The organism is Streptomyces celluloflavus (assembly GCA_000720995.1).
GTDB classification, from domain to species: domain Bacteria; phylum Actinomycetota; class Actinomycetes; order Streptomycetales; family Streptomycetaceae; genus Streptomyces; species Streptomyces celluloflavus.
Genome location: JOEL01000012.1, coordinates 182,389 through 204,906 on the forward strand (window position 1 = coordinate 182,389; position 22,518 = coordinate 204,906).

Below are 22,518 nucleotides of genomic sequence, written 5' to 3' on the forward strand. Positions count from 1 at the left end.
ACCAGCCGCCGTCGGCCGTCCTCAGCCGAAGGTGTTACGGACGCGATCGGCCTCGTCCCGGCCGCTGCGGGTGGTGGGCTCGGGGGGCGGTGTGGGCGCGGGCGCCGGCCCGCCGCCCTCACCCGCGGCCGGCCGGTCCTTCGTGACGGCTCCGGCGACGTTGATGAAGCCTTCGGCCTGTTCCTTGCGCCCCGCCCAGATCTGACCGGCGCCCTCCGAGAGATCGCCGTGCGCGATCGCATCGACTCCTTCGGCCATCTGAGCGGTGCCGGTGCCGACCTTGGCGATGCCTTTGGCCTTGTCGAGGGCGGGCTTGGCCATCGCGTCGAACGCGTCCCCGCCGGATACCCCCTTCCGCTCCCCGAAGTGGGTCTGGATCCCCTGCGCGACAAGGTTCTGCGCGAGCCCCTTGGCCATGTCCTTGCCCACGTCCTTGAACAGGTCCGTCAGCATCTCCCTGACCTTCTTCACGGCCTTCTGCTCGATGGCCTCCGTGATGGCATGGATGATCTTCTGCTTCGCCTCGTTCAGGAGCCGGCGGACGATCATCCTGGTCGTCTGCGTGGCCGCGGCCGCACCGATCTCGGAGGCACCCAGGGTGACCGGCGCGGCGGCCTGGGCGATGGCGAACTCGATGGCCAGGGCGATGAGCTGGGCGATCACCGCGATCTTCATCGTCAGCACGATCGTGGCCACCGCGTTGAGCGCGAAGGAGAGGATCTCGGCGGCCTCGATGACCTCGTCGAGGTAGCCGTCGCCGCCGCCCGCAAATTTCTTCCACGCCTCGTCGAAAGCCTCGATCGCCTCACCGGAGTTGGCGCCGCGCACGGCGTTCGCGGCGGCGATGCCGTCTGCCTGATACTGCCGGACGGCGGTGGCGAAAGCGCTCCAGCCCTCCGCCGCCTCCCACATCTTGTCCTCGTCGGCATCGGGCCAGTTGAACCCCAGCAGATCGAGGATCCAGTCGACTTCCTTCGGCAGCATGATGGACAAGCTGGGTCACTCCCCCGAGAAGCGTGTGATGGCCGGTGCGTTGGCTGGGCGTACGGACCTGGGACGGCGTCACATCGTCAGATCGGGACGGCCTGCCGCGTACGTGGCGATGGCGTCGTCCTGCGTCTGCTCGGTGAACTCGTACCGGGTGCCCATCTCCTGGAGATTGCTGCCGATCTTGGAGAGCGCCTCGCCGAGGTGGGGCATCGAGTGGGAGATTCCCTCGGCCACCGGCCCGTAGAAGGTGTTGAAGGTACCGACGAAGTCGTCGTCGCCCCAGTTTTCCCCGGGGTCCCCACCGATCGCCGCTGCCAACTGGTGGGCGGCCGCAGTGAATCCTGAGCCGATCTGCTCGAAGACGCCACCCTGCGCCTTGAGAACGGCCGGGTCGACGTCGTACCCCGAGCCTGCCATGGAGCCCCCCTGCTATCCACTGCCACCCATCGGATAAACCTTGGTGACGTACCGTATCCGACACCCTGCGGCAGTCTTCATCGCCCCCCTTGACGACAGGAAAGGGAATATCCCCCAATGCCCCGGTTTTCACTTCCCGCCGCCATCAAGCCATTTCTGGGGCGATGCGTCGCCTTGCTCGTCATCGTGGCCGCCCTGCTTTTCGGCGTCATGTTTTTCACGCAGGGACTGACCGCGACCGGCGTTATCGGCACACACGGATCACTCACGGTCAGCGAGTGCTCCGTGCACAAGGTTTCCAGCACCGGCAGAAAGGGCGGGGGCCCGCCCAGCACGCACACCTTCGACTGCACGGGGACGTTCCGCGCGGACGACGGGAAATTCGTCGACGACCGGGCAGTGATAGACGATGTGGAGAAGCGCATCCCCGAGGGGGTCGTGCTCCCGGCGCAGAAGGACGAGAGCACCCCCGGCGGGGGTTATCTCATGCGCGGTTCCTGGTCGGCCATTCCCAAATTCCTGGGCGCCTTCACCGGTCTCCTCATCGCCGACATCGCGCTCTTCTTCCTGCTCACCGGCGTGCTCTGGAAAACCGACGGGTCCTGGTCGGCCGTGGGAGCGGCGTGGCGCGCGACCAAGGGCACCGCGACCCGCGTCGTCGTGGTCGTCCTCGCGGCGGTGGCCCTCCTCGGTGCCTTCGTCGCCGCTCCCGTCCTCGGCGTCACGCTCAAGGGGTGAGCGGCCGCGCCGTACGGCGCGGCCGCTCCCTCAGTCCCTCAGAATCCGGCCGGCTCGGTGTAGACGCCCCACTCGTCCCGCAGCACCCCGCAGATCTCGCCGAGCGTCGCCTCGGCCCGGACGGCCGCCAGCATCGGCTCGATCATGTTTCCGCCGTCCCGCGCGGCCGCCAGCATCGCCTTGAGCGAAGCCTGCACCCGGGCGTCGTCCCGGGCCGCCTTGCGCGCCGCCAGGACCCGTACCTGCTCGCGTTCGACCTCGTGGCTGACCCGCAGGATCTCCAGGTCGCCGGTGACCGAGCCGTGGTGGCAGTTGACGCCGACCACCCGCTTGTCCCCCTTCTCCAGGGACTGCTGGTAGCGGAAGGCGGATTCGGCGATCTCGCCGGTGAACCAGCCGTCCTCGATACCCCGCAGGATCCCGGAGGTGACCGGCCCGATCGGGTGCTGCCCGCTGGGCACCGCCCGCGCGCCGCGCTCCTTGATCTGCTCGAAGATCTTCTCCGCGTCCGCCTCGATGCGGTCGGTCAGCGACTCGATGAACCACGAACCGCCCAGCGGGTCCGCGACATTGGCGACCCCGGTCTCCTCCATCAGCACCTGCTGGGTGCGCAGCGCGATCTCGGCCGCCTGCTCACTGGGCAGCGCCAGCGTCTCGTCCAGCGCGTTGGTGTGCAGCGAGTTGGTACCGCCGAGCACCGCGGCGAGCGCCTCCACGGCCGTCCGGACGACGTTGTTGTACGGCTGCTGGGCGGTCAGCGACACTCCGGCGGTCTGCGTGTGGAACCGCAGCCACTGCGCCTTCTCGCTCGTCGCGCCGTACACATCGCGCATCCAGCGGGCCCAGATCCTGCGTGCCGCCCGGAACTTGGCGATCTCCTCGAAGAAATCGAGATGCGCGTCGAAGAAGAACGACAGCCCCGGCGCGAAGGTGTCGACGTCCAGCCCCCGGGAGAGCCCCAGCTCGACGTACCCGAAACCGTCGGCGAGCGTGTACGCCAGCTCCTGCGCGGCCGTCGCCCCCGCCTCGCGGATGTGGTAGCCGGAGACCGAGAGCGGCTTGTACGCGGGGATGCCCGCCGCGCAGTGCTCCATGAGGTCGCCGATCAGCCGCAGATGGGGCTCGGGCTGGAAGAGCCACTCCTTCTGGGCGATGTACTCCTTGAAGATGTCCGTCTGGAGGGTGCCGTTGAGCACGCCCGGATCGATGCCCTGCCGCTCGGCCGCGACGAGGTACATGCAGAACACCGGCACGGCCGGGCCGCTGATCGTCATCGAGGTCGTGACGTCCCCGAGCGGGATGTCCCCGAACAGCACCTCCATGTCCGCCGCGGAGTCGATGGCGACCCCGCAGTGGCCGACCTCGCCGAGCGAGCGCGGGTCGTCGGAGTCCCGCCCCATCAGCGTCGGCATGTCGAAGGCGACGGACAGCCCGCCGCCGCCGTTGGCCAGGATCGTCTTGTACCGCTCATTGGTCTGCTCGGCGTTGCCGAACCCGGCGAACTGCCGGATGGTCCAGGTCCGCCCGCGGTAGCCGGTCGGATACAGACCACGCGTGAAGGGGTACTCCCCCGGCCACCCGATCCGCTCGAACCCGTCCACCGTGTCACCCGGCCGGGGCCCGTACACGGGCTCCACGGTGTCGCCCGAGAGCGTGCTGAAGTCCGCATCGCGCTTCCGGGCGGAGTCGTACCGGGCCTGCCAGCGGCGGCGGCCCTCTTCGATCGCGTCAGCGTCCATACCTTCGAATTTACTAGGACGTCCTAGTAAATGTCGATGGGCGCCGGCCTCGGTCTTTCCCCGGAGGCCGTCCGAGCGGCCCCACAGCCGCTCCCCGGGCCCCGCCGCGGTACGGAAGACCCCGGGCCTCCAGAGCCTCGGAGCCCCGGCCTCAGTCCCGGCCCCCGACGCCCGACAACAAAAAACGCGCCCCACCATCCGGCAGGGCGCGTAAGAAAACCGAGACCGCTCAGACCTTGACCGGCTGCGGCGTCCCCTCCGTGACCCGCGGCTCGATCTCCCGCCGGACGTTCCGCTCGACGAAGAACGCGGCCGTGGGGATCGTCCCCGCGATCAGCACCCACAGCAGCTTGCCGAACTTCCACTTCGCCTTGGAGCCCAGGTCGAAGGCGAAGACGAGATAGATGATGAACAGCACACCGTGGATCTGGGACACGACCAGGGTGAGGTCCTTGCCCATCCCAAAGCCGTACTTGAAAACCATGCACAAGCACAGCACCAGCAGCATCACGGCGGTGATGTAGGCCATCACCCGGTAACGGGTCAGGACGCTCTTCTTCATGGCATCGAGCGTAACCGCCCGTTCCGGCCCGATCTTCGCCGCCCCCGTCGCCCGGGGACCGCGGCTGACCCGATCAGCTCCTGGCGGCGGACTCCGCGACGTCCTCCGTGAAGTCCCCCGCCGCCACCCGCAACGGCCGCAGCAGCGCGAAGACCTCCCCGCACTCCTCGGCGTCGTACGCCCCGAGCCCGAAGTCCATCGCCATCAAGTCCCGGGTGGCCGCGTCACACACCTCGCGCCCCTTGTCCGTGATGGACGCGAGCGTGCCGCGCCCGTCGTTCGGGTTCGGCCGCTTGGCCACCAGTCCGGACTTCACCAGCCGGTCGACGGTGTTCGTCACCGACGTCGGATGCACCATCAACCGCTCGCCGATCTTGGACATCGGCAGCTCACCGGCCTTGGAGAAGGTCAGCAGCACCAGCGCCTCGTAGCGGGCGAACGTCAGCCCGTACGGCTTGACCACGGCGTCCACCTCGGCCAGCAGGATCTGCTGGGCGCGCATGATCGAGGTGATCGCGGCCATCGACGGCACGGCGCCCCATCGCTGCTGCCACAACTCGTCGGCGCGGGCGATGGGATCGAAAGCAAGACTGAGCGGCTTCGGCACGGACCCGACCCTACCCGGCGGTCATATGGTGGTCAGCCCCGTCTCGGACTCCGGGCACACAAACCGGCGCGCCCCCACCGCACCCGCCTCCGCGCCGGTGCCCGCCCCCGCATCCACCCCGCCTCCGCGCTCGCCATCGGGCTCGTACGCGGCCTCCCGGGACCGGCCCGCCCGCCGCCCGCCGCACCTCGGCGATCACCACCGTCACGCGGACCGGCCCGGCCACACCCGCGGCCGGCATGACCACTCGAAGGGGTGCCGGCCCGGCGGGCGCCACGCCCGGGTCCGTGATCGCCATTCGCCCTGGCCCGGCGCCGGCCCGGACCTCAGGTGCCCTGCGAACGCGGGCCGCCCCGGCGGTGGCGGGTCAGGGCAGCTCCGAGGCCGCCGTCCCGCCCGCGGCGAGATAGCGCTCCACGGTCTCGACCTTGGTGGTCAGACCGTCCGTGACGCCCGGCCGGATGTCGGCCTTGAGGACCAGGGAGACGCGTCCGGAGCGCGCCTCGACGGCGGCAACCGCGCGCTTGACGACGTCCATGACCTCGTCCCACTCACCCTCGATGGAGGTGAACATGGCGTCCGTCCGGTTGGGCAGCCCCGACTCGCGGACCACCCGGACCGCGTCGGCGACGTACTCCCCGACGTCCTCGCCAACGCCCAGCGGGCTCACCGAAAAGGCGACGATCATGCGTCCACCGTGCCTTCCTCGCGCGCCTGGGCGGCGGCCACACCGGCCGCTTCCTCGCGCTTGAGGACCTTGTCGCCGTACAGCCCGCCGAAGGGCAGGATCGCGAGCAGGAAGAAGAAGGCGACCCGCTTGACGGGCCACTTGGTGCGGTTCCACACGTCCAGCAACAGCACCACGTAGATCACGAACAGCACGCCGTGCAGCATGCCGAGCGGCATCACCAGGGCGTCGTAGTCGAACGCGATACGGAAACCGGTACCGAATATCAGCAGCGCCGGAAAGGAGAGCGCCTCCGGAATGGATGCCAGGCGCAGTCGGTGCAGGGCGGCGGCGGTCTTGATGTCCACGGGAACCTCGTTCGGGTGGCAGGGGCGGGCAGCGTTCCTGGTGCCGGATCGCTGGTGCCGGGGATTGCTTGTGCAAGAGTTCACAAACTCCGCCCCATTGTTACAGCCGCCCCGGCGATCAACGCGTGCGGGGTCCGGGGGCCCTGGGCCTGCCCCGCGGGGCCCCGGCCGACTACGGTCGGGGCGTGGCTCAGTTTCGGCTCCAGGGAAGCAAGGTGCTCGCCGTCGACATGGCGGGCGACGCAGTCAAGGCGAAGAACGGTGCGATGGTCGCGTACGACGGCCGGATGACGTTCAAGAAGAAGACCGGCGGCGGTGAAGGGCTGCGCGGTCTGGTCACCCGGCGCCTCACCGGTGAGCAGATGGCCGTGATGGAGGTGACGGGCAAGGGGACCTGCTATTTCGCCGACCGCGCCAGCGAGATCAATCTGGTGGAGCTGCGGGGCGAGAAGCTGTACGTGGAGGCGAGCAATCTGCTGTGCACGGACGCGGCGCTGCGCACCGGCACGACCTTCACCGGGCTGCGCGGCGCGGCGCAGGGCAACGGCCTGTTCACCACCACCGTCGAGGGCCGCGGCCAGGCCGCGATCACCTCCGACGGTCCCGCGGTGGTGCTGCGGGTCACCCGGGAGTACCCGCTCCAGGTCGATCCGGGCGCGTATGTCGCGCACACCGGCGATCTCAAACAGCACTTCCAGTCCGGGGTGAATCTCGGCACGTTCCTGGGCGAGGGCTCCGGCGAGGCGTTCCAGATCCGTTTCGAGGGCGAGGGCCTGGTGTACGTGCAACCCAGCGAGCGCAACACCCTGGGCGGTGACCTCTGATGCCGTTCACGGTGATCAACTCCCGCATGGTGGAGGCCCGGATCGGGCCGGGCGAGCGGCTGTACAGCCAGCGCGGCGCGATGCTCGCCTACCGCGGTGAGGTCTCCTTCACCCCGAACATCCAGGGCGGCCAGGGCGGCATCGGCTCGATGCTCGGCCGCCGGATCGCCGGTGAGGCCACCCCGCTGATGACGGTGGAGGGCAGTGGCACGGTGATGTTCGGCCACGGCGGCCATCACATCCACGTCGTCGATCTGACGGGCGAGACCCTCTACGTCGAGGCCGACCGGCTGCTGGCCTTCGACGGCTCGCTCCGGCAGGGCACGATGTTCATGGGGTCGCAGGGCGGGGTGATGGGCATGGTGCGCGGCCAGTTCACCGGGCAGGGCCTGTTCACCACCACGCTCCAGGGGCACGGCTCGACCGCGGTGATGGCGCACGGCGGCGTCATCGAGCTGCCGATCACGCCGCAGCGCACGGTGCACGTCGATCCGCAGGCGTATGTCGCGCACCGCGGGGATGTACAGAACAAACTGTCCACGGCGCTCGGCTGGCGCGAGATGGTCGGCCGCGGCTCGGGCGAGGGCTTCCAGCTGGAGCTGTCGGGCGAGGGCACCGTCTACGTACAGGCGTCGGAGGAGAAGCTGTGACCGGTCCCGTCGTCCACGACGTCCACACGCTGCCGAGCGATGACAACGTCCACGAGTACGCCTTCAGCGTGGCGCTGGACGGTCAGTGGTTCCTGCAGAAGGGAAAGATGATCGCCTACTACGGGCGGATCGACTTCCACGGCATCGGGTACGGCCCCCTGGACCTGCTGATCTCCCGCAGTTTCCATTCACCTCTGCACGCCGCGGACTGGGTCGTCGCCGAGGGCCGGGGCAAGATGCTCCTCGCCGACCGGGCCTTCGACGTGAACTCCTACGATCTCGATGAGGGCAACCTCACGATTCGCTCCGGCAATCTGCTCGCCTTTCAGCCATCTCTGTCGCTGAAGCAGTCGATCATCCCGGGCTTCCTCACCCTCATCGGCACCGGCAAGTTCGTGGCCGCCTCGAACGGTCCGGTGGTCTTCGTCGAACCGCCGATCCGGGTCGATCCGCAGGCGCTCGTCGGCTGGGCGGACTGCCCGTCCCCCTGTCACCACTACGACCACCGGTACCTGCGGGGATTCCTGGGCGAGGTGCGGGCGCGCACCGGCCTCGGCGGGGCCTCCGGCGAGGAGCACCAGTTCGAGTTCGTCGGGGCCGGCACGGTTCTGCTCCAGTCCACCGAGCAGCTGATGCCGGAGCTGGCGACGGGCGCGACGGTGACCGAGGAGGGCGTACCGGGCGGGGGTGTACCAGCTCCGCAAAGTGGCTCACAACCGCCCCAGTTGCCCGGCGGCATCGGGGGGCTCCAGCGTCGCTTCGGGCTGTGAGCGGTAGTCTGCGGACGGTGACTTCGAACGTCTGACCGTCGCCCCGGCACCCGGCCGGTTGATTTCCGCCAATCACCGCATATTAATTCACCTTTCAACTTTCACGGGTAGAATTCATCCATGACGACCGACAGCGACACCCCCTGGCTGACCGACCAGGAGCAGCGCGCCTGGCGCACTCATCTGGACGTCAGCAGGCTGCTGATGCACCAACTGGAGCGCGATCTGCAGCCGTTCGGCCTCACGAACAACGACTACGAAATCCTGGTCAACCTCTCCGAGGCCGAGGGCCGCCGGCTGCGGATGAGCGATCTGGCGGCCGGCACCCTCCAGTCCAAGAGCCGACTCTCGCATCAGATCACCCGCATGGAGAACGCCGGTCTGGTCCGCCGCGAGAGCTGCGAATCGGACCGCCGCGGGCTGTACGCCGTGCTGACCGACGAGGGCTGGGAGACCATGCGCCGGGTCGCGCCGCACCATGTCGCGTCGGTGCGCAAGCACTTCATCGACCTGTTCACCCCCGAGGACCTCAACGCCCTGCAGTCCTCGCTCACCCCGGTGGCCGAGCACCTGCGCGAGCGCCGCGGCGGCCTCTGAGACGACGGCCGAGGGCCCGGTCGCGGCCCCGCCGGGCCGCGGCCGGGCCCTCGGCCGAGGATCTTCGCCAGGGGCTCCGCCGGGGCGCCTCCCGGGCCGGTGGCCCGGTCGGGCCCCCGCCCCTCAGCCGCCGTTCGTCAGCCCCTCCACCAGCTCGTCCGCGGCGCGGTACGGATCCGACCCGCCGTCCACGATCCGCTCCGCCAGCGCGTCCAGCCGCCGGTCACCGCTCAGATCGCCGATCCGCTCCCGCAGCGCCGTCACCGCGATCGTCTCGACCTCCCGCGCCGCGCGCGCCCGCCGCCGCTGCCGCAGGACCCCCCGCTCCTCCATCCAGGCCCGGTGCTTCTCCAGGGCCTCGACCACCTCGTCGATGCCCTCGCCCCGCGCCGCCACCGTCTTGACGATCGGCGGCCGCCAGTCGCCCGGCGCCCGCGCCTCGCCCAGTCCCAGCATGTGGTTGAGCTCCCGCGCGGTGGCGTCCGCGCCGTCCCGGTCCGCCTTGTTGACGACGTAGACGTCGCCGATCTCCAGGATCCCGGCCTTGGCCGCCTGGATGCCGTCCCCCATCCCCGGGGCCAGCAGCACCACGCTCGTATCGGCCTGCGAGGCGATCTCCACCTCGGACTGGCCGACCCCGACCGTCTCGACCAGCACCACCTCGCAGCCCGCCGCGTCCAGCACCCGGATCGCCTGCGGCGCAGCCCAGGCCAGACCGCCCAGATGCCCGCGGGTGGCCATCGAGCGGATGTAGACGCCCGGGTCCGAGGCGTGCTCGGTCATCCGCACCCGGTCACCGAGCAGCGCGCCGCCGGAGAACGGCGAGGACGGGTCGACGGCGAGCACCCCGACCCGCTTGCCGGCCTTGCGGTAGGCGCTCACCAGCGCCGAGGTGGTGGTGGACTTCCCGACGCCCGGTGAGCCGGTCAGCCCGACCACATAGGCGTTTCCGGTGAGCGGCGCCAGCGCGGCCATCACCTCGCGCAGCTCCGGCGCCGCCCCCTCCACGAGGGAGATCAGCCGGGCCACCGCCCGGGGCCGGCCCTGCCGTGCCTGCTCCACCAGTTGCGGGACGTCCACCATCGGCTCAGCTCCTCCACTCGTACGCGCTTGTCTGCCCGCGACCGCCGATCCGCGGCGCGGAAGGCCGGTGCGTCACTTGCCCGGGACGCGGATGATCAGTGCGTCGCCCTGTCCGCCGCCGCCGCACAGGGCCGCCGCGCCCACACCGCCGCCGCGCCGCCGCAGCTCCAGCGCGAGGTGCAGCACGAGCCGGGCCCCGGACATGCCGATCGGGTGGCCCAGCGCGATGGCGCCGCCGTTGACGTTCACCTTTTCCGGCGAGACCCCGAGGTCCTTCATTGACTGCACGGCAACCGCCGCGAACGCCTCGTTGATCTCGATCAGATCAAGATCCTCGACGCTCAGTCCCGCCTTGCCGAGCGCGTGCTCGATCGCGTGGGAGGGCTGCGACTGGAGCGAGTTGTCCGGGCCCGCGACATTGCCGTGCGCGCCGATCTCGGCGATCCACTCCAGGCCGAGCTCCTCGGCCCTGGCCCGGCTCATCACGACGACGGCGGCCGCGCCGTCGGAGATCTGCGAGGAGGTGCCGGCGGTGATCGTGCCGTCCTTGGTGAACGCCGGGCGCAGCTTGCCGAGCGTCTCGGTGGTGGTCTCGGCGCGGATCCCCTCGTCCTGGCTGAAAATCACCGGCTCGCCCTTGCGCTGCGGGATCTCGACCGGGGTGATCTCCGCCTCGAAGATCCCGTTCTTCTGCGCCGCCGCGGCCCGCTGGTGGGAGCGGGCGGCCACCTCGTCCTGCTCGGCACGGGCGATGCCGAGGCGACCGTTGTGCCGCTCGGTCGACTCCCCCATCGCGATGCCTTCGTACGCGTCGGTGAGGCCGTCGTGCGCCATCGAGTCGAGCATCTCCACCGCCCCGTACTTGAACCCCTCACGGGACTTGGGCAGCAGGTGCGGCGCGTTGGTCATCGACTCCTGGCCGCCCGCGACGATCACGTCGAACTCCCCGGCGCGGATCAGCTGGTCGGCCAGCGCGATGGCGTCGAGACCGGAGAGGCAGACCTTGTTGACGGTCAGCGCCGGGACGCTCATCGGGATGCCGGCCTTGACCGCGGCCTGCCGGGCGGGGATCTGCCCGGCGCCGGCCTGCAGGACCTGTCCCATGATCACGTACTGGACCTGGTCACCGCCGATACCCGCCCGGTCCAGCGCCGCCTTGATGGCCACCGCGCCCAGATCCGCGCCCGAGAAGGTCCGCAGGGACCCCAGGAGACGGCCCATGGGGGTGCGCGCTCCCGCCACGATCACTGAAGTGGTGCCGTTCGTGCCGTTCGTTGCAGACATGCGGTGCGGCCTTCCTTTGCAGGGAAGTTAACGAGGGTTCCCGTCAATGTACTGAGCGGTACCCGCCGGGTCACCGGCAAGTGGGTGTGATCGCGCGCACGTTGCGTAACCAGCCGTGCGAGCGGTGCACTGGAACCATGCTGACGCGAATCGACCACATCGGGATCGCCTGTTTCGACCTCGACAAGACCGTCGACTTCTACCGTGCCACGTACGGGTTCGAGGTGTGTCATTCCGAGATCAACGAAGAGCAGGGCGTCCGGGAGGCGATGCTCAAGATCAATGAAACATCGGACGGCGGCGCCTCCTACCTCCAGCTCCTGGAGCCTATCCGCGAGGACTCGGCGGTGGGCAAGTGGCTGGCCAAGAACGGCGAGGGTGTGCACCACATCGCCTTCGGCACCGCGGACGTGGACGGCGACGCACAGGCCGTCCGCGACAAGGGTGTCCGGGTGCTGTACGACGAGCCCCGGACCGGCTCGATGGGGTCCCGGATCACCTTCCTGCACCCCAAGGACTGCCACGGTGTGCTGACCGAACTCGTCACCGCCGCGTCCCCCACCGCGACAGACCACTGACCTTCACGTTCCCCGGCCGGTAGAGTGCAGCCGCGGCCGGGGTACGGGATGGGGCTCGGTCCATGCTCTGCCGATGATCTGACACCATTTCTTCGGAAAGGGTCGGCTCCACCGCGGGCGAATCCGGTACGACATGACGTGTATGGGACGAGTCGCGAGAAGGACGGAGCCGGCCGCCACCATGACCAGGGGACGGATGGGACCGCGCAGTGCGGGGCAACGACCGCTACGAGGCTGACGATCACCTCTCGCAGTTCGAAGCCGAGATGGAGCGGCTGAAGACCCAGCGGGACAAGGCCGTCCAGCACGCCGACGATCTCGGCTATCAGGTCGAGGTGCTGCGCGCCAAGCTCCACGAGGCGCGCCGCAACCTCGCGACCCGTCCTGCCTACGACAACGTCAGCCACCAGGCCGACCAGCTGCTGCGCAACGCCCAGATCCAGGCCGACCAGTTGCGCGCGGACTCCGAGCGCGAACTGCGCGAGGCCCGTGCGCAGACCCAGCGGCTGCTGCAGGAGCAGGCCGAGCGGCAGGCCCGGCTGGAGGCGGAGCTGCACGCGGAGGCGGTCGGCCGCCGGCAGCGGCTGGACGAGGAGCTCAACGAGCGCCGCCAGACCGTCGAATCGCACGTCAACGAGAACGTCGCCTGGGCCGAGCAGCTGCGGGCCCGTACGGAGTCCCAGGCCCGCCGCCTGATGGAGGAGTCCCGGGCGGAGGCCGAGCAGTCGCTGGGCGCCGCGCGCGCCGAGGCGCAGCGGCTGGCGGAGCGGGCCCGGGAGCGGCTGGGCGCCGAGGCCGAGCAGGCCCGCGCCGAAGCGGAAAGCATTTTGCGCCGGGCGCGTTCGGACGCCGAGCGGCTGTTGGCCGCCGCGTCCAGCCAGGCCCAGGAGGCCACGGACCAGGCCGAGCAGCTGCGCACCAGCGCCGGCAGCGAGTCCGAGGAGGCGCGCCGGCAGGCCGCCGAGCTGACCCGTGCGGCCGAGGCGCGCATCCAGGAGGCGGACGCCGCGCTGCGCGAGGCGCGGGCCGCGGCGGAGAAGCTGGTCGACGAGGCGCAGCAGAGCGCCACCAAGCGGCTTTCGGCCGCCGAGTCCGAGAACGAGCAGCGCACCCGTACGGCCAAGGCGGAGATCGCGCGGCTGGTCGGCGAGGCGACGCAGGAGGCCGAGGACCTCAGGGCCGAGGCCGAGCAGCTGCGCGCGGACGCCCGCACGGAGTCCGAGCGGCTGATCGCCGAGGCGCAGGAGAGCGCGCGGTCCAAGGCGGCGGAGGATTCCGCGGCGCAGCTGGCGAAGGCCGCGCGGACCGCGGAGGAGGTGCTGACCAAGGCGTCCGAGGAGGCCAAGGCCACCACCAAGGCCGCCGCCGAGGAGGCCGAGCGGCTGCGCCGGGAGGCCGAGACCGAGGCGGACCGGCTCCGCGAGGAGGCGCACGACACCGCGGCGCAGCTCAAGGGCGCGGCGAAGGACGACACCAAGGAGTACCGCGCCAAGACCGCCGAGCTCCAGGAGGAGGCCCGCCGGCTGCGCGGCGAGGCGGAGCAGCTGCGGGCGGACGCGGTCGCCGAGGGCGAGCGGATCCGCAGCGAGGCCCGCCGGGAGGCCGTCCAGCAGATCGAGGAGGCGGCCGGTACCGCCGAGGAGCTGCTGACCAAGGCCAAGGCCGATGCCGAGGAGACCCGTTCGAGCGCCGGCACCGAGAGCGAGCGGGTGCGGACCGAGGCCAGCGAGCGCTCCTCGACGCTGCGCCGGCAGGCCGAGGAGGTGCTGGAGAAGGCCCGTACGGAGGCCGAGGAGCTGCTCTTCGAGGGCGCCCAGGCCGCCGAGACGGTGACGACGGAGGCGGAGGAGTCCGCCGCGCGGCTGCGGGCCGAGGCCGAGCAGGCCGCCGCGGAGCGGCAGGCCGAGGCACAGACCGAACTCGACCGGCTGCACACCGAGGCGTCGGACAAGGTCGCCGCCGCCGAGGAGGCGCTGCGCGAGGCCCGCGCGGAGGCGGAGCGGCTGCGCCGGGAGGCGCAGGAGGAGGCGGCCCGGCTCAAGTCGGAGTCCGCCGAGCGGATCCGTACCGCGCAGCAGCAGGCCGAGGAGGAGACCGAGCGGCTGCGCACGGAGGCGGCCGCGGATGCCTCGGCGGCGCGTGCCGAGGGCGAGTCGGTGGCCGGGCGGCTGCGCACCGAGGCGACGGCCGAGGCGGCGCGCCTGAAGGAGGCGGCGCAGGAGACCGCCGACCGGGTGCGCGCGGAGGCGGCGGCGGCGGCCGAGCGCACGGGTACGGAGGCGGCCCAGGAGCTGGCCGCGGCCCAGGAGGAGGCGGCCCGGCGGCGCCGGGAGGCCGAGCAGTTGCTGGGCGAGGCCCGCGACGAGGCCCACCAGGAGCGCACCGCGGCGCAGGAGCAGAGCGAGGAGCTGCTGGCGTCGGCCCGTACCCGCGTGAGCGAGGCGCAGGCGGAGGCGGAGCGGCTGGTCGAGGAGGCGGACCGGCGCGCGAACGAGCTGGTGGCGACGGCCGAGACCACCGCCCAGCAGGTACGGGACGCGGTCGCGGGGCTGCACGAGCAGGCCGACGAGGAGATCGCCGGGCTGCGTTCGGCGGCCGAGCACGCCGCGGAGCGCACCAAGTCCGAGGCGCAGGAGGAGGCGGACCGGGTCCGCGCCGACGCGCACGACGAGCGCGAGCGCGCCACGGCCGACGCGGCGCGGGTGCGCAGTGAGTCGCAGGAGGCGTCGGAGGCTGCCAAGTCCCTTGCGGAGCGGGCGGTTTCGGAGGCCATCGAGGAGGCCGAGGGGCTGCGCGCGGAGGCGGCCGAGGTCCTGGCCAAGGCGCGCGAGGACGCCGAAGCGGTCCGCGCGGACGCCGCGGAGCAGGCCGAGCTCCTGGTGTCGGAGGCGACCGCGCAGGCGGAGAAGCTGGTCACGGACGCGTCGGCGAAGGCGCAGCAGTTGCGTACCGACGCCTCCGACGCGCTGGCGTCCGGCGAGCAGGACGCGGCACGGGCCCGTGCGGAGGCGCGGGACGACGCCAACCGGATGCGGTCGGACGCCGCCGAGCAGGTCGACCGGCTGCTCACCGAGGCGCGCGCGGAGGCCGAACGGATCGTCACCGAGGCCGCGGAGCTGACGTCTTCGGCGCAGGAGGACGCGGACCGTACGGTCGAGGAGGGCGAGCGGGCCGCCAACCGGCTGCGGACGGACGGCGAGAAGCAGGCCCTCGCGATGGTCCGGGAGGCGACCGAGGCCGCGGAGCGGCTGCGGGCCGAGGCGGCCGAGGTGCTGGAGACGGCGCGCACGGAGGCGGAGCACAGCGCCGACCAGGCGCGCGAGGCGGCGAACAAGACCCGTTCGGACGCCGCGGCGCAGGCCGACGAGCTGATCGCGGAGGCCACCGCGGAGGCCGGGCGGCTGGGCACGGAGGCGGCGGAGACCTCCGCGGCGGCCGACCGGGACGCGGACCGCACCCGGGCCGACGCCCGCGAGCAGGCGGACCGGATGATCGCGACGGCCACCGGGGAGGCGGACCGGCTGCGGGCGGACGCGGCCGAGACGGTCACCTCCGCGCAGGAGCACGCCAACCGCACCCGTGCCGAGTCCGCGAAGGTCGAGGCGGACGCCACCGCGGAGGCGGAGCGGCTGCGGGCCGAGGCGCGGCAGGAGGCGGACCGGCTGCTGGACGAGGCCCGCGCGGACGCCGCCAAGCGCCGTGCGGACGCCGCGGAGCAGGCCGACCAGCTCGTCGCGAAGGCCCAGGAGGAGGCGCTGCGCGCCGCCGCGGCGGCCGAGGAGCAGGCGGACACGATGGTCGGGGCGGCCCGCAAGGAGGCCGACCGGATCGTCATGGAGGCGACCGTGGCGGGCAACACGCGGGTGGAGAAGGCCCGTACGGACGCGGACACGCTGCTGGCCGAGGCCCGTGGGGACGCCACGGCGATAAGGGACCGCACGGAGGAGCTGCGGACGCGGATCGAGAGCGAGGTCGAGGAGCTGCACGACCGGGCCCGCCGCGAGGCGTCGGAGGCGATGAAGAACGCCGGCGAGCGCGTCGACAAGCTCATCGCGCAGGCCACCGCGCAGCAGACGGAGTCCGAGGAGAAGGCCGAGCAGTTGCTGTCGAAGGCGAACAGCGAGGCGAGCAAGGTCCGGATCGCGGCGGTGAAGAAGGCCGAGACGCTCATCAAGGAGGCCGAGAACAAGAAGGCCGAGGCCGTGCGCGACGCGGACCGCAGGCGCGCCGAGGCCGAGGCGGAGGCGACCCGGATCGTCGACGAGGGCAAACACGAGCTGGAGGTCCTGGCGCGCCGGCGCAAGGACATCAACACCGAGATCTCCCGCGTCCAGGATGTGCTGGAGGCGCTGGAGTCGTTCGAGACGCCCACGGGGGGCGCGGAAGGCAAGGGCGGCGGCACGAAGGCCGCCGCGGGCGCGGGGGCAACTCGTTCGAGTGGCAAGCAGTCCGAGGGGTAGCCACTCAAATGAGGGGTCATTCTCCACAACAAACGTGCATTGACTCGATGACACGCCGTTAAGGCCCCTAGGATTCCCCTTAAAACACCTCACCGGTCTCTTTCGACAGGAACCCCATGAGCGACACTTCCTCCCCTTTCGGCTTCGAGCTCGTGCGGCGTGGATACGACCGCGGTCAGGTGGACGACCGCATTACGAAGCTCGTCGCCGATCGTGACAGTGCTCTCGCCCGCATCACCTCACTGGAAAAGCGGATCGAGGAGCTACACCTCGAAACGCAGAACGCCCAGGCCCAGGTCAATGACGCGGAGCCGTCCTACGCGGGCCTCGGTGCGCGCGTGGAGAAGATCCTCCGGCTGGCCGAGGAGGAGGCCAAGGATCTGCGTGAGGAGGCCCGGCGGGCCGCCGAGCAGCACCGCGAGCTGGCCGAGTCGTCCGCCCAGCAGGTCCGCAACGACGCCGAGCAGTTCGCCGCCGAGCGCAAGTCGAAGTCGGAGGACGAGGGCGCCCGGATCGTCGAGAAGGCCAAGGGCGAGGCGTCCACGCTGCGCTCCGAGGCCCAGAAGGACGCGCAGTCCAAGCGTGAGGAGGCGGAGAGCCTCTTCGAGGAGACCCGCGCCAAGGCCGCGCAGGCCGCCGCCGACTTCGAGACCAATCTCGCCAAGCGCCGGGAGCAGTCCGAGCGCGATCTGGCCTCCCGCCAGGCCAAGGCGGAGAAGCGTCTCGCGGAGATCGAGCACCGCGCCGAGCAGCTGCGGCTGGAGGCCGAGAAGCTGCGGACGGACGCGGAGCGCCGGGCCCGCCAGACGGTGGAGACCGCACAGCGCCAGGCCGAGGACATCGTGGCCGACGCCAATGCCAAGGCCGACCGGATCCGCAGCGAGTCGGAGCGCGAACTGGCGGCGCTGACGAACCGCCGCGACTCCATCAACGCGCAGCTGACGAACGTCCGCGAGATGCTGGCGACGCTGACCGGTGCGGCCGTCGCCGCGGCCGGTTCCCCGGGCGAGGACGAGACCCTCACCCGCGGCGTCCCCGCCCAGCAGTCCCGCTGACGCGTCGGCCGCAGGCCGCGCGGAGCTGATTTCCGGCGCCCCCGTACCGCCCCTCCGGCGGTGCGGGGGCGCGGTCGTGCCACGGCGGGGCCGGGTGCCGCTCCCGGTGGCGCGGGTCCCGGGTCGCGCCTAGCGTGCTGTACATGATCGAGCTGGACGGGCTGACCAAGCGCTACGGCGAGAAGCTCGCCGTGGACCATCTCTCCTTCACGGTGCGGCCCGGCATCGTCACCGGTTTCCTCGGCCCCAACGGGGCGGGCAAGTCGACGACCATGCGGATGGTGCTCGACCTGGACAATCCGACGGCCGGCACGGTCCGGATCGACGGGAAGCACTACCGGCAGCTGAAGGATCCGCTGCGGTACGTCGGGGCGCTGCTGGACGCGCAGGCGGTGCACGGCGGCCGGAGCGCCTATAACCATCTCCTCTGTCTGGCGCAGAGCAACGGCATTCCGCGCCGACGGGTCGGCGAGGTGCTGGACACGGTCGGGCTGAGCACCGTCGCCACCCAGCGCTCGAAGGGGTTCTCGCTCGGGATGGGGCAGCGGCTGGGCATCGCCGCGGCGCTGCTCGGCGACCCGGAGATCCTGATGTTCGACGAGCCGGTCAACGGCCTCGACCCGGAGGGCATCCACTGGATCCGCACGGTGATGCGGAACCTCGCGCACCGCGGGCGTACGGTCTTCGTCTCCTCGCACCTGATGAGCGAGATGGCGCTCACCGCCGACCATCTGGTCGTGATCGGACAGGGCAGGCTGCTGGCGGACACCTCGATGGCCGATTTCATCCACCAGAACTCGCGGTCCTACGTCCGGATGCGGTCGCCGGAACAGGAGCGGCTGCGCGACATGCTGCACGGCGCGGGCATCCGGGCGGTGGCGGCCGGCGACGGCTCGCTGGAGATCGACGGGGTGCCCGCGACCCGGCTGGGCGAGCTGGCCGCCCGGCACCAGCTCGTCCTGCACGAGCTGAGCCCTCAGCAGGCTTCCCTGGAAGAGGCGTTCATGCGGCTCACCGCCGAATCGGTGGAGTACCACGCACACGACGGCGAACCGCCGGCGGCGCGGTCCGCGGTGCCCGCGGTCGCCGCGGCCGCGGGCGGTCCGGGGCCGGGTGCCCCGCAGGGCGGCGGCTGGGGCGCGGACTGGCAACGGAAGGGGAGCTGACGATGTCGGCGGTCACACAGGTCCTGCGGTCGGAGTGGACCAAGATCAGGTCGGTGCGGTCCACGGTGTGGACGCTCGGCACCGCCGTGGTGATCACCGTCGCTCTGGGGGTGCTGCTCTGCCTCCTGGCCAAGAGCGACTTCGGTTCGCTGGCGGCCAAGGACCAGATCGTCTTCGACCCCACCAACGCCAGCTTCGCCGGGATGGGCCTGGGCCAGCTGGCGATGATCGTCTTCGGCGTGCTGGTGGTCTCCAACGAGTACAGCACCGGCATGATCCGCACCTCGCTCGCCGCCGTCCCGCAGCGCGGCACCTTCCTCGCCTGCAAGGTCGCGGTGGCCACGGCGCTGGTGTGCGTCGTCGGGATGGCGACCAGCTTCGCGGCCTTCTTCGCGGGGCAGGCGGTGCTGGGCGGCCACCGGGCGCACCTCGACGATCCGAACGTGCTGCGCGCGGTGATCGGCGGCGGCCTCTACATGACGCTGATCGCGCTGTTCTCCATGGGCGTGGCCACGATGCTGCGCAGCCCGCTGCTGTCGCTGGGCATCCTGATGCCGTTCTTCTTCCTGATCTCCAGCATCCTCGGCAACGTCCCGGCGACCCGGAAGATCGGCCGCTATCTCCCCGACCAGGCGGGCCAGAAGATCATGCAGGTGGTCCCGCGGGTCAACGACCATGTGACGTACGGCCCGTGGGGCGGTCTGGCCATCATGGTCGGCTGGGTGCTGGCCGCGCTGCTCGGCGGGTTCGTCCTGCTGAAGCGGCGCGACGCCTGACCTGGCAGGACTCCGGCCGGGCGGGCCGGTGCGGGGCCGCGCACCCGTTTTGGCGGGAACCGTCAACATCCGGATAGCCTCATAACCCTCACGGGGGGCACGAGGGACCTCTGCCCCGACGATCTCGCGAGGGGCGGAGAATGATCGAGGCAGTCGGCCTGACGAAGCGCTACGGCGCCAAGACGGCCGTGCACAACCTGTCGTTCCAGGTACGGCCGGGCGCGGTCACCGGCTTCCTGGGGCCCAACGGCTCCGGCAAGTCGACGACGATGCGCATGATCCTGGGCCTGGACACACCGACCGCGGGGCATGCCACCGTGGGCGGCCACCCCTTCCGCAAGCTTCCCAACGCCCCCCGCCAGGTGGGCGCGCTGCTCGACGCCAAGGCCGTGCACGGCGGCCGCAGCGCGCGCCAGCATCTGCTGTCGCTCGCCCAGTTGTCCGGCATCCCGGCCCGCCGGGTCGACGAGGTGCTCGGCGTGGTGGGCCTCCAGGATGTCGCCAAGCGGCGTTCCAGCGGCTTCTCGCTGGGCATGGGCCAGCGGCTGGGGATCGCGGCGGCGCTGCTCGGCGACCCGCAGGTGCTGCTCTTCGACGAGCCGGTCAACGGCCTCGACCCCGAAGGCATCCTGTGGGTCCGCAACCTGATGAAGCAGCTCGCCGCCGAGGGCCGTACGGTCTTCGTCTCCTCGCACCTGATGAGCGAGATGGCGCTCACCGCCGACCATCTGATCGTGATCGGCCGGGGCCAGTTGCTGGCGGACATGTCCGTCACGGACTTCATCTCGGCCAACTCCGCCGATTTCGCGCGGGTGCGCACCCCCGACACCGAGCCGGAGCAGCGCGAGAAGCTGGCCGCGGCGCTCGGCGAGGCGGGCGGCCGGACCACGGCCGAGCAGGACGGCGCGCTGCGGGTGACCGGGCTGCCGCTGCCCCGTATCAGTGAGCTCGCGCACGCGGCCGACATCCGGCTGTGGGAGCTGTCGCCGCACCAGGCGTCCCTGGAGGAGGCGTACATGCGGATGACGCAGGGCGCCGTGGACTACCGCTCGACGGCCGACCCGCGGGCCGGTCTCCAGGGGCCGCCCGCCGGGTACGCGCCGCAGGGCGGCCCGCCGCAGGGATACGCGGGCCCCGGGTACGCCCCCGGCCCGCAGGGCGGGCCCGGTCACCCCGGCCAGGCACAGCCGAACCCGTACGCGCAGCAGAACCCGTACGGGCAGCAGGCGCCCGGGGCCGCACCGGGGCAGGGCTATCCGCCGCCCGGTCCCGGCCAGGCCCAGGGTCACCCGTACGGGGCATCCGGTCCGTACGGCGCACCCCACCCGTACGGGCAGCAGCCGCAGCCCGCCGCGCCGATGCCGCCCGCCGCCCCGACCACGCCGCACCACGAGGACGCCCGATGACCAGCCCTCAGCAGCCGCAGCCCCAGGCGCAGCCTGAGCCGAACGACACCCCGCAGGCCCGGCAGCCGATACCGGCCGCACCGCCGGCACCGCCCACGGCCCCGCCGCAGCAGGCACAGGCACAGCCCCAGCAGCCGCAGCCGCAGGCGGCCCAGCCGCCGGAGCAGCCGGCCCCGGCCGTTCGGCAGCCCGCTCCGGAGCACTCCGCACCCGCCGGGGAGGCCGGCACGATGCTGCTCCAGGCCCAGCCGGCACCCGAGCGGTCCGCGCCCGCCGAGGAGCCGGGCACGATGCTGCTCCAGGCCCAGGGTCAGGGTCCGGCCCAGGGCCAGGGCCAGGCTCCGGGCATGCCCCAGCAGCAGCCCCAACCCGCGTACGCCGGAGCCGGATCCGTACCCGGCGGCCCGCAGCCCCAGGGACAGCCCGCAGTCCCCCCTCAGGGACACCCGCAGGGACACCCTCAGCCGCAGCCCGGCCCCAACTGGCAGGGCGGCGGCGCCGGTTACATCTCGCCGATCCCGGTGCGCCGTACCCACCTCGGCGATGCGCTGGCCTCCGAGTGGACGAAGATCCGCTCGGTGCGCTCGACGCTCTGGACGCTGGGCGTGATGGTGGTCCTGGTCCTGGGCATCAGCCTGCTGACCGCCACGGTGGTCGCCAGGAGCGGCGGCCGGCTCGGGAACACCTCGCCCCTGAGCTTCGGCACGTTCGGCATGATGATGGGCCTGATGTGCCTGCTCACACTGGGCGTGCTGGTCATCACCTCCGAGTACGGCACCGGCATGATCCGCACCACCCTGACCGCCTGCCCCAGCCGCGCCCGGATCCTGACCGCCAAGGCGATCGTCTTCTTCGCGCTGAGCTTCGCCGTCTCCCTGGTCACCACCGTGCTGGTCGCGCTCCTGAACACCGCCCTGCTCGGCGATATGACGACGGAGGCGCCGACCGGCGCCGAGTGGTTCAAGGCGACCGTGGGCGTCAGCCTCTTCGTCGCGATGACCGGACTGTTCGCGCTCGCCCTCGGTTCGCTGCTGCGGCACTCCGCGGGCGCGATCACGCTCATGATCGGCCTCTATCTGCTGCCGCTCGTGCTGGCGATCTTCATGATGGCGGAGAGCCTGTCGGACGTCCGGGCGTGGCTGCTGCAGTACGCGATCCCCAGCCAGCTCGGCGCGATGTACAGCAGTGCCGTGACCGACAACGGCCCCTCGGGCTGGGACCCGTTGTGGATCATGACGGGCCTCACCGCGGTCGCCCTCGGCAGCGCCTACGCCGTGCTGGCCAAGCGCGACGTCTGATTCCGCGCACCGCGCGAGCGCTCAGTATCTGGGCGCGTTCCGGGACCGCTGGAGCCGTGCGCTCCGGCGGTCCCGTGCTTTCCAGCACGCCCGATGCCAGTGTCTGCGGTCGTCCACATCGCCGTGCTGCGGCCAGCTGACGACATGCGGGACGCCGGGCGGGATCTCTTGGTCGCAGCCGGGGCAGCGGTAGTGCTTGGCCGCGCCGGCGCCGGCGACCTGCCGGACGACCCACTCCTCGCCGCGCCACTCTTCCGTGCGTTCCAGACCGTAACGGTCCCCGTCCACGCGCTCGGTGGACTGCGCACCGACGCGCTGGCGGTTTCGACGCGGAGACACTGGGCACCTCGGAAATTTACGGGATCACGGGCTGTCACCAGCGTACGCGGCTCGGTCATGGGTAGGCGCCGCCCGATACGTTTCTGCGATCATCTGGAGATTTCCCGCCAGGCCGTGCCCATGGCACGTGTCAGACGTTGTTGC

The 22,518-nt window shown here is 71.4% G+C and carries 22 protein-coding genes; 12 read left to right on the top strand and 10 right to left on the bottom strand.

Translation table 11 applies throughout. From position 1 onward, the window contains the following. Window positions 1–21: 21 nt before the first annotated feature. On the bottom strand, window positions 22–984 hold the full coding sequence (locus IH09_RS13345; RefSeq protein WP_143682070.1) for a WXG100-like domain-containing protein: 963 nt from the start codon (window positions 982–984) through the stop codon (window positions 22–24). A gap of 78 nt (window positions 985–1,062) precedes the next feature. After that, the gene (locus IH09_RS13350; protein ID WP_052856409.1) at window positions 1,063–1,407 is read right to left on the bottom strand and encodes a hypothetical protein; all 345 of its coding nucleotides are present in this window, start codon (window positions 1,405–1,407) and stop codon (window positions 1,063–1,065) included. Between the two features lie 285 nt (window positions 1,408–1,692). Between IH09_RS13350 and IH09_RS13355 the strand changes: the two genes are divergently transcribed. Further along, window positions 1,693–2,145 (top strand): hypothetical protein, encoded by a 453-nt coding sequence (locus IH09_RS13355; protein ID WP_143682066.1) that lies wholly within the window; start codon window positions 1,693–1,695, stop codon window positions 2,143–2,145. A 38-nt stretch (window positions 2,146–2,183) separates the two neighbouring features. On the opposite strand, the gene IH09_RS13360 is transcribed toward IH09_RS13355, so the two are convergent. The 5 genes from IH09_RS13360 to IH09_RS13380 form a co-directional block, all read right to left on the bottom strand. Then, entirely contained in the window at window positions 2,184–3,884 is a 1,701-nt protein-coding gene (locus IH09_RS13360; protein ID WP_052856411.1) for an acyl-CoA mutase large subunit family protein, read from the bottom strand. Between the two features lie 229 nt (window positions 3,885–4,113). Then, window positions 4,114–4,446 carry a DUF3817 domain-containing protein gene (locus tag IH09_RS13365; protein WP_052856412.1) on the bottom strand — a complete coding sequence of 111 codons (333 nt, stop codon included), beginning with the start codon at window positions 4,444–4,446 and terminating at the stop codon, window positions 4,114–4,116. A gap of 73 nt (window positions 4,447–4,519) precedes the next feature. Continuing rightward, window positions 4,520–5,053, bottom strand: a complete 534-nt coding sequence (locus IH09_RS13370) for a MarR family winged helix-turn-helix transcriptional regulator (protein ID WP_052856413.1) — start codon at window positions 5,051–5,053, stop codon at window positions 4,520–4,522. A 367-nt stretch (window positions 5,054–5,420) separates the two neighbouring features. After that, on the bottom strand, window positions 5,421–5,741 hold the full coding sequence (locus IH09_RS13375) for an MTH1187 family thiamine-binding protein (protein ID WP_052856414.1): 321 nt from the start codon (window positions 5,739–5,741) through the stop codon (window positions 5,421–5,423). Then, window positions 5,738–6,088, bottom strand: a complete 351-nt coding sequence (locus IH09_RS13380; protein ID WP_052856415.1) for a DUF3817 domain-containing protein — start codon at window positions 6,086–6,088, stop codon at window positions 5,738–5,740. The genes IH09_RS13375 and IH09_RS13380 overlap by 4 nt, the downstream gene beginning before the upstream one ends. A gap of 185 nt (window positions 6,089–6,273) precedes the next feature. On the opposite strand from IH09_RS13380, the gene IH09_RS13385 reads away from it, so the two are divergent. The 4 genes from IH09_RS13385 (at window position 6,274) to IH09_RS13400 (ending at window position 8,929) form a co-directional block, all read left to right on the top strand. Next, window positions 6,274–6,912 carry an AIM24 family protein gene (locus tag IH09_RS13385; protein ID WP_052856416.1) on the top strand — a complete coding sequence of 213 codons (639 nt, stop codon included), beginning with the start codon at window positions 6,274–6,276 and terminating at the stop codon, window positions 6,910–6,912. Continuing rightward, a complete protein-coding gene (locus IH09_RS13390; RefSeq protein WP_052856417.1) occupies window positions 6,912–7,562 on the top strand; it encodes an AIM24 family protein in 651 nt (216 codons plus the stop codon). Before IH09_RS13385 ends, IH09_RS13390 begins: the two co-directional genes overlap by 1 nt. Continuing rightward, on the top strand, window positions 7,559–8,332 hold the full coding sequence (locus IH09_RS13395) for an AIM24 family protein (RefSeq protein ID WP_052856418.1): 774 nt from the start codon (window positions 7,559–7,561) through the stop codon (window positions 8,330–8,332). Before IH09_RS13390 ends, IH09_RS13395 begins: the two co-directional genes overlap by 4 nt. Before the next feature lie 120 nt (window positions 8,333–8,452). Next, window positions 8,453–8,929: a MarR family winged helix-turn-helix transcriptional regulator gene (locus IH09_RS13400; protein ID WP_052856419.1), complete on the top strand. Its 477-nt coding sequence runs from the start codon at window positions 8,453–8,455 to the stop codon at window positions 8,927–8,929. Between the two features lie 123 nt (window positions 8,930–9,052). On the opposite strand, the gene meaB is transcribed toward IH09_RS13400, so the two are convergent. After that, the gene (meaB, locus tag IH09_RS13405) at window positions 9,053–10,012 is read right to left on the bottom strand and encodes a methylmalonyl Co-A mutase-associated GTPase MeaB (protein WP_052856420.1); all 960 of its coding nucleotides are present in this window, start codon (window positions 10,010–10,012) and stop codon (window positions 9,053–9,055) included. A 72-nt stretch (window positions 10,013–10,084) separates the two neighbouring features. Continuing rightward, window positions 10,085–11,260 (bottom strand): acetyl-CoA C-acetyltransferase, encoded by a 1,176-nt coding sequence (locus IH09_RS13410; RefSeq protein WP_052856421.1) that lies wholly within the window; start codon window positions 11,258–11,260, stop codon window positions 10,085–10,087. A gap of 173 nt (window positions 11,261–11,433) precedes the next feature. Between IH09_RS13410 and mce the strand changes: the two genes are divergently transcribed. The 7 genes from mce to IH09_RS13445 all read left to right on the top strand — a co-directional run bounded on the left by mce (window position 11,434) and on the right by IH09_RS13445 (window position 22,035). Continuing rightward, window positions 11,434–11,874 carry a methylmalonyl-CoA epimerase gene (gene mce / locus IH09_RS13415; protein WP_052856422.1) on the top strand — a complete coding sequence of 147 codons (441 nt, stop codon included), beginning with the start codon at window positions 11,434–11,436 and terminating at the stop codon, window positions 11,872–11,874. 209 nt (window positions 11,875–12,083) lie between these two features. Further along, window positions 12,084–16,334, top strand: a complete 4,251-nt coding sequence (gene scy / locus IH09_RS13420) for a polarized growth protein Scy (RefSeq protein WP_052856423.1) — start codon at window positions 12,084–12,086, stop codon at window positions 16,332–16,334. A gap of 116 nt (window positions 16,335–16,450) precedes the next feature. Next, window positions 16,451–17,389 (top strand): coiled-coil domain-containing protein, encoded by a 939-nt coding sequence (locus tag IH09_RS13425; RefSeq protein ID WP_052856424.1) that lies wholly within the window; start codon window positions 16,451–16,453, stop codon window positions 17,387–17,389. Between the two features lie 143 nt (window positions 17,390–17,532). After that, window positions 17,533–18,555, top strand: a complete 1,023-nt coding sequence (locus IH09_RS13430) for an ATP-binding cassette domain-containing protein (protein WP_052856553.1) — start codon at window positions 17,533–17,535, stop codon at window positions 18,553–18,555. A 2-nt stretch (window positions 18,556–18,557) separates the two neighbouring features. Next, the gene (locus tag IH09_RS13435; protein ID WP_052856425.1) at window positions 18,558–19,331 is read left to right on the top strand and encodes an ABC transporter permease; all 774 of its coding nucleotides are present in this window, start codon (window positions 18,558–18,560) and stop codon (window positions 19,329–19,331) included. A 140-nt stretch (window positions 19,332–19,471) separates the two neighbouring features. Further along, window positions 19,472–20,737, top strand: a complete 1,266-nt coding sequence (locus IH09_RS13440; RefSeq protein ID WP_052856426.1) for an ABC transporter ATP-binding protein — start codon at window positions 19,472–19,474, stop codon at window positions 20,735–20,737. 347 nt (window positions 20,738–21,084) lie between these two features. Then, on the top strand, window positions 21,085–22,035 hold the full coding sequence (locus tag IH09_RS13445) for an ABC transporter permease subunit (RefSeq protein WP_404827260.1): 951 nt from the start codon (window positions 21,085–21,087) through the stop codon (window positions 22,033–22,035). 21 nt (window positions 22,036–22,056) lie between these two features. Here IH09_RS13445 and IH09_RS13450 read toward each other — a convergent pair whose 3' ends face one another. After that, window positions 22,057–22,374, bottom strand: a complete 318-nt coding sequence (locus IH09_RS13450) for a hypothetical protein (RefSeq protein ID WP_052856428.1) — start codon at window positions 22,372–22,374, stop codon at window positions 22,057–22,059. Between the last annotated feature and the right edge of the window lie 144 nt (window positions 22,375–22,518).

What these genes read in the sequence shown, in the direction of transcription:
- IH09_RS13425 (WP_052856424.1), top strand. Translation starts at nt 16,451, where the DNA reads ATGAGCGACACTTCCTCCCCTTTCGGCTTCGAGCTCGTGCGGCGTGGA.
- IH09_RS13435 (WP_052856425.1), top strand. Translation starts at nt 18,558, where the DNA reads ATGTCGGCGGTCACACAGGTCCTGCGGTCGGAGTGGACCAAGATCAGG.
- IH09_RS13430 (WP_052856553.1), top strand. Translation starts at nt 17,533, where the DNA reads ATGATCGAGCTGGACGGGCTGACCAAGCGCTACGGCGAGAAGCTCGCC.
- IH09_RS13360 (WP_052856411.1), bottom strand. Translation starts at nt 3,884, where the DNA reads ATGGACGCTGACGCGATCGAAGAGGGCCGCCGCCGCTGGCAGGCCCGG.
- IH09_RS13375 (WP_052856414.1), bottom strand. Translation starts at nt 5,741, where the DNA reads ATGATCGTCGCCTTTTCGGTGAGCCCGCTGGGCGTTGGCGAGGACGTC.
- IH09_RS13445 (WP_404827260.1), top strand. Translation starts at nt 21,085, where the DNA reads ATGCCCCAGCAGCAGCCCCAACCCGCGTACGCCGGAGCCGGATCCGTA.
- IH09_RS13365 (WP_052856412.1), bottom strand. Translation starts at nt 4,446, where the DNA reads ATGAAGAAGAGCGTCCTGACCCGTTACCGGGTGATGGCCTACATCACC.
- IH09_RS13400 (WP_052856419.1), top strand. Translation starts at nt 8,453, where the DNA reads ATGACGACCGACAGCGACACCCCCTGGCTGACCGACCAGGAGCAGCGC.
- meaB (WP_052856420.1), bottom strand. Translation starts at nt 10,012, where the DNA reads ATGGTGGACGTCCCGCAACTGGTGGAGCAGGCACGGCAGGGCCGGCCC.
- mce (WP_052856422.1), top strand. Translation starts at nt 11,434, where the DNA reads ATGCTGACGCGAATCGACCACATCGGGATCGCCTGTTTCGACCTCGAC.
- IH09_RS13440 (WP_052856426.1), top strand. Translation starts at nt 19,472, where the DNA reads ATGATCGAGGCAGTCGGCCTGACGAAGCGCTACGGCGCCAAGACGGCC.
- IH09_RS13390 (WP_052856417.1), top strand. Translation starts at nt 6,912, where the DNA reads ATGCCGTTCACGGTGATCAACTCCCGCATGGTGGAGGCCCGGATCGGG.
- IH09_RS13350 (WP_052856409.1), bottom strand. Translation starts at nt 1,407, where the DNA reads ATGGCAGGCTCGGGGTACGACGTCGACCCGGCCGTTCTCAAGGCGCAG.
- IH09_RS13345 (WP_143682070.1), bottom strand. Translation starts at nt 984, where the DNA reads ATGCTGCCGAAGGAAGTCGACTGGATCCTCGATCTGCTGGGGTTCAAC.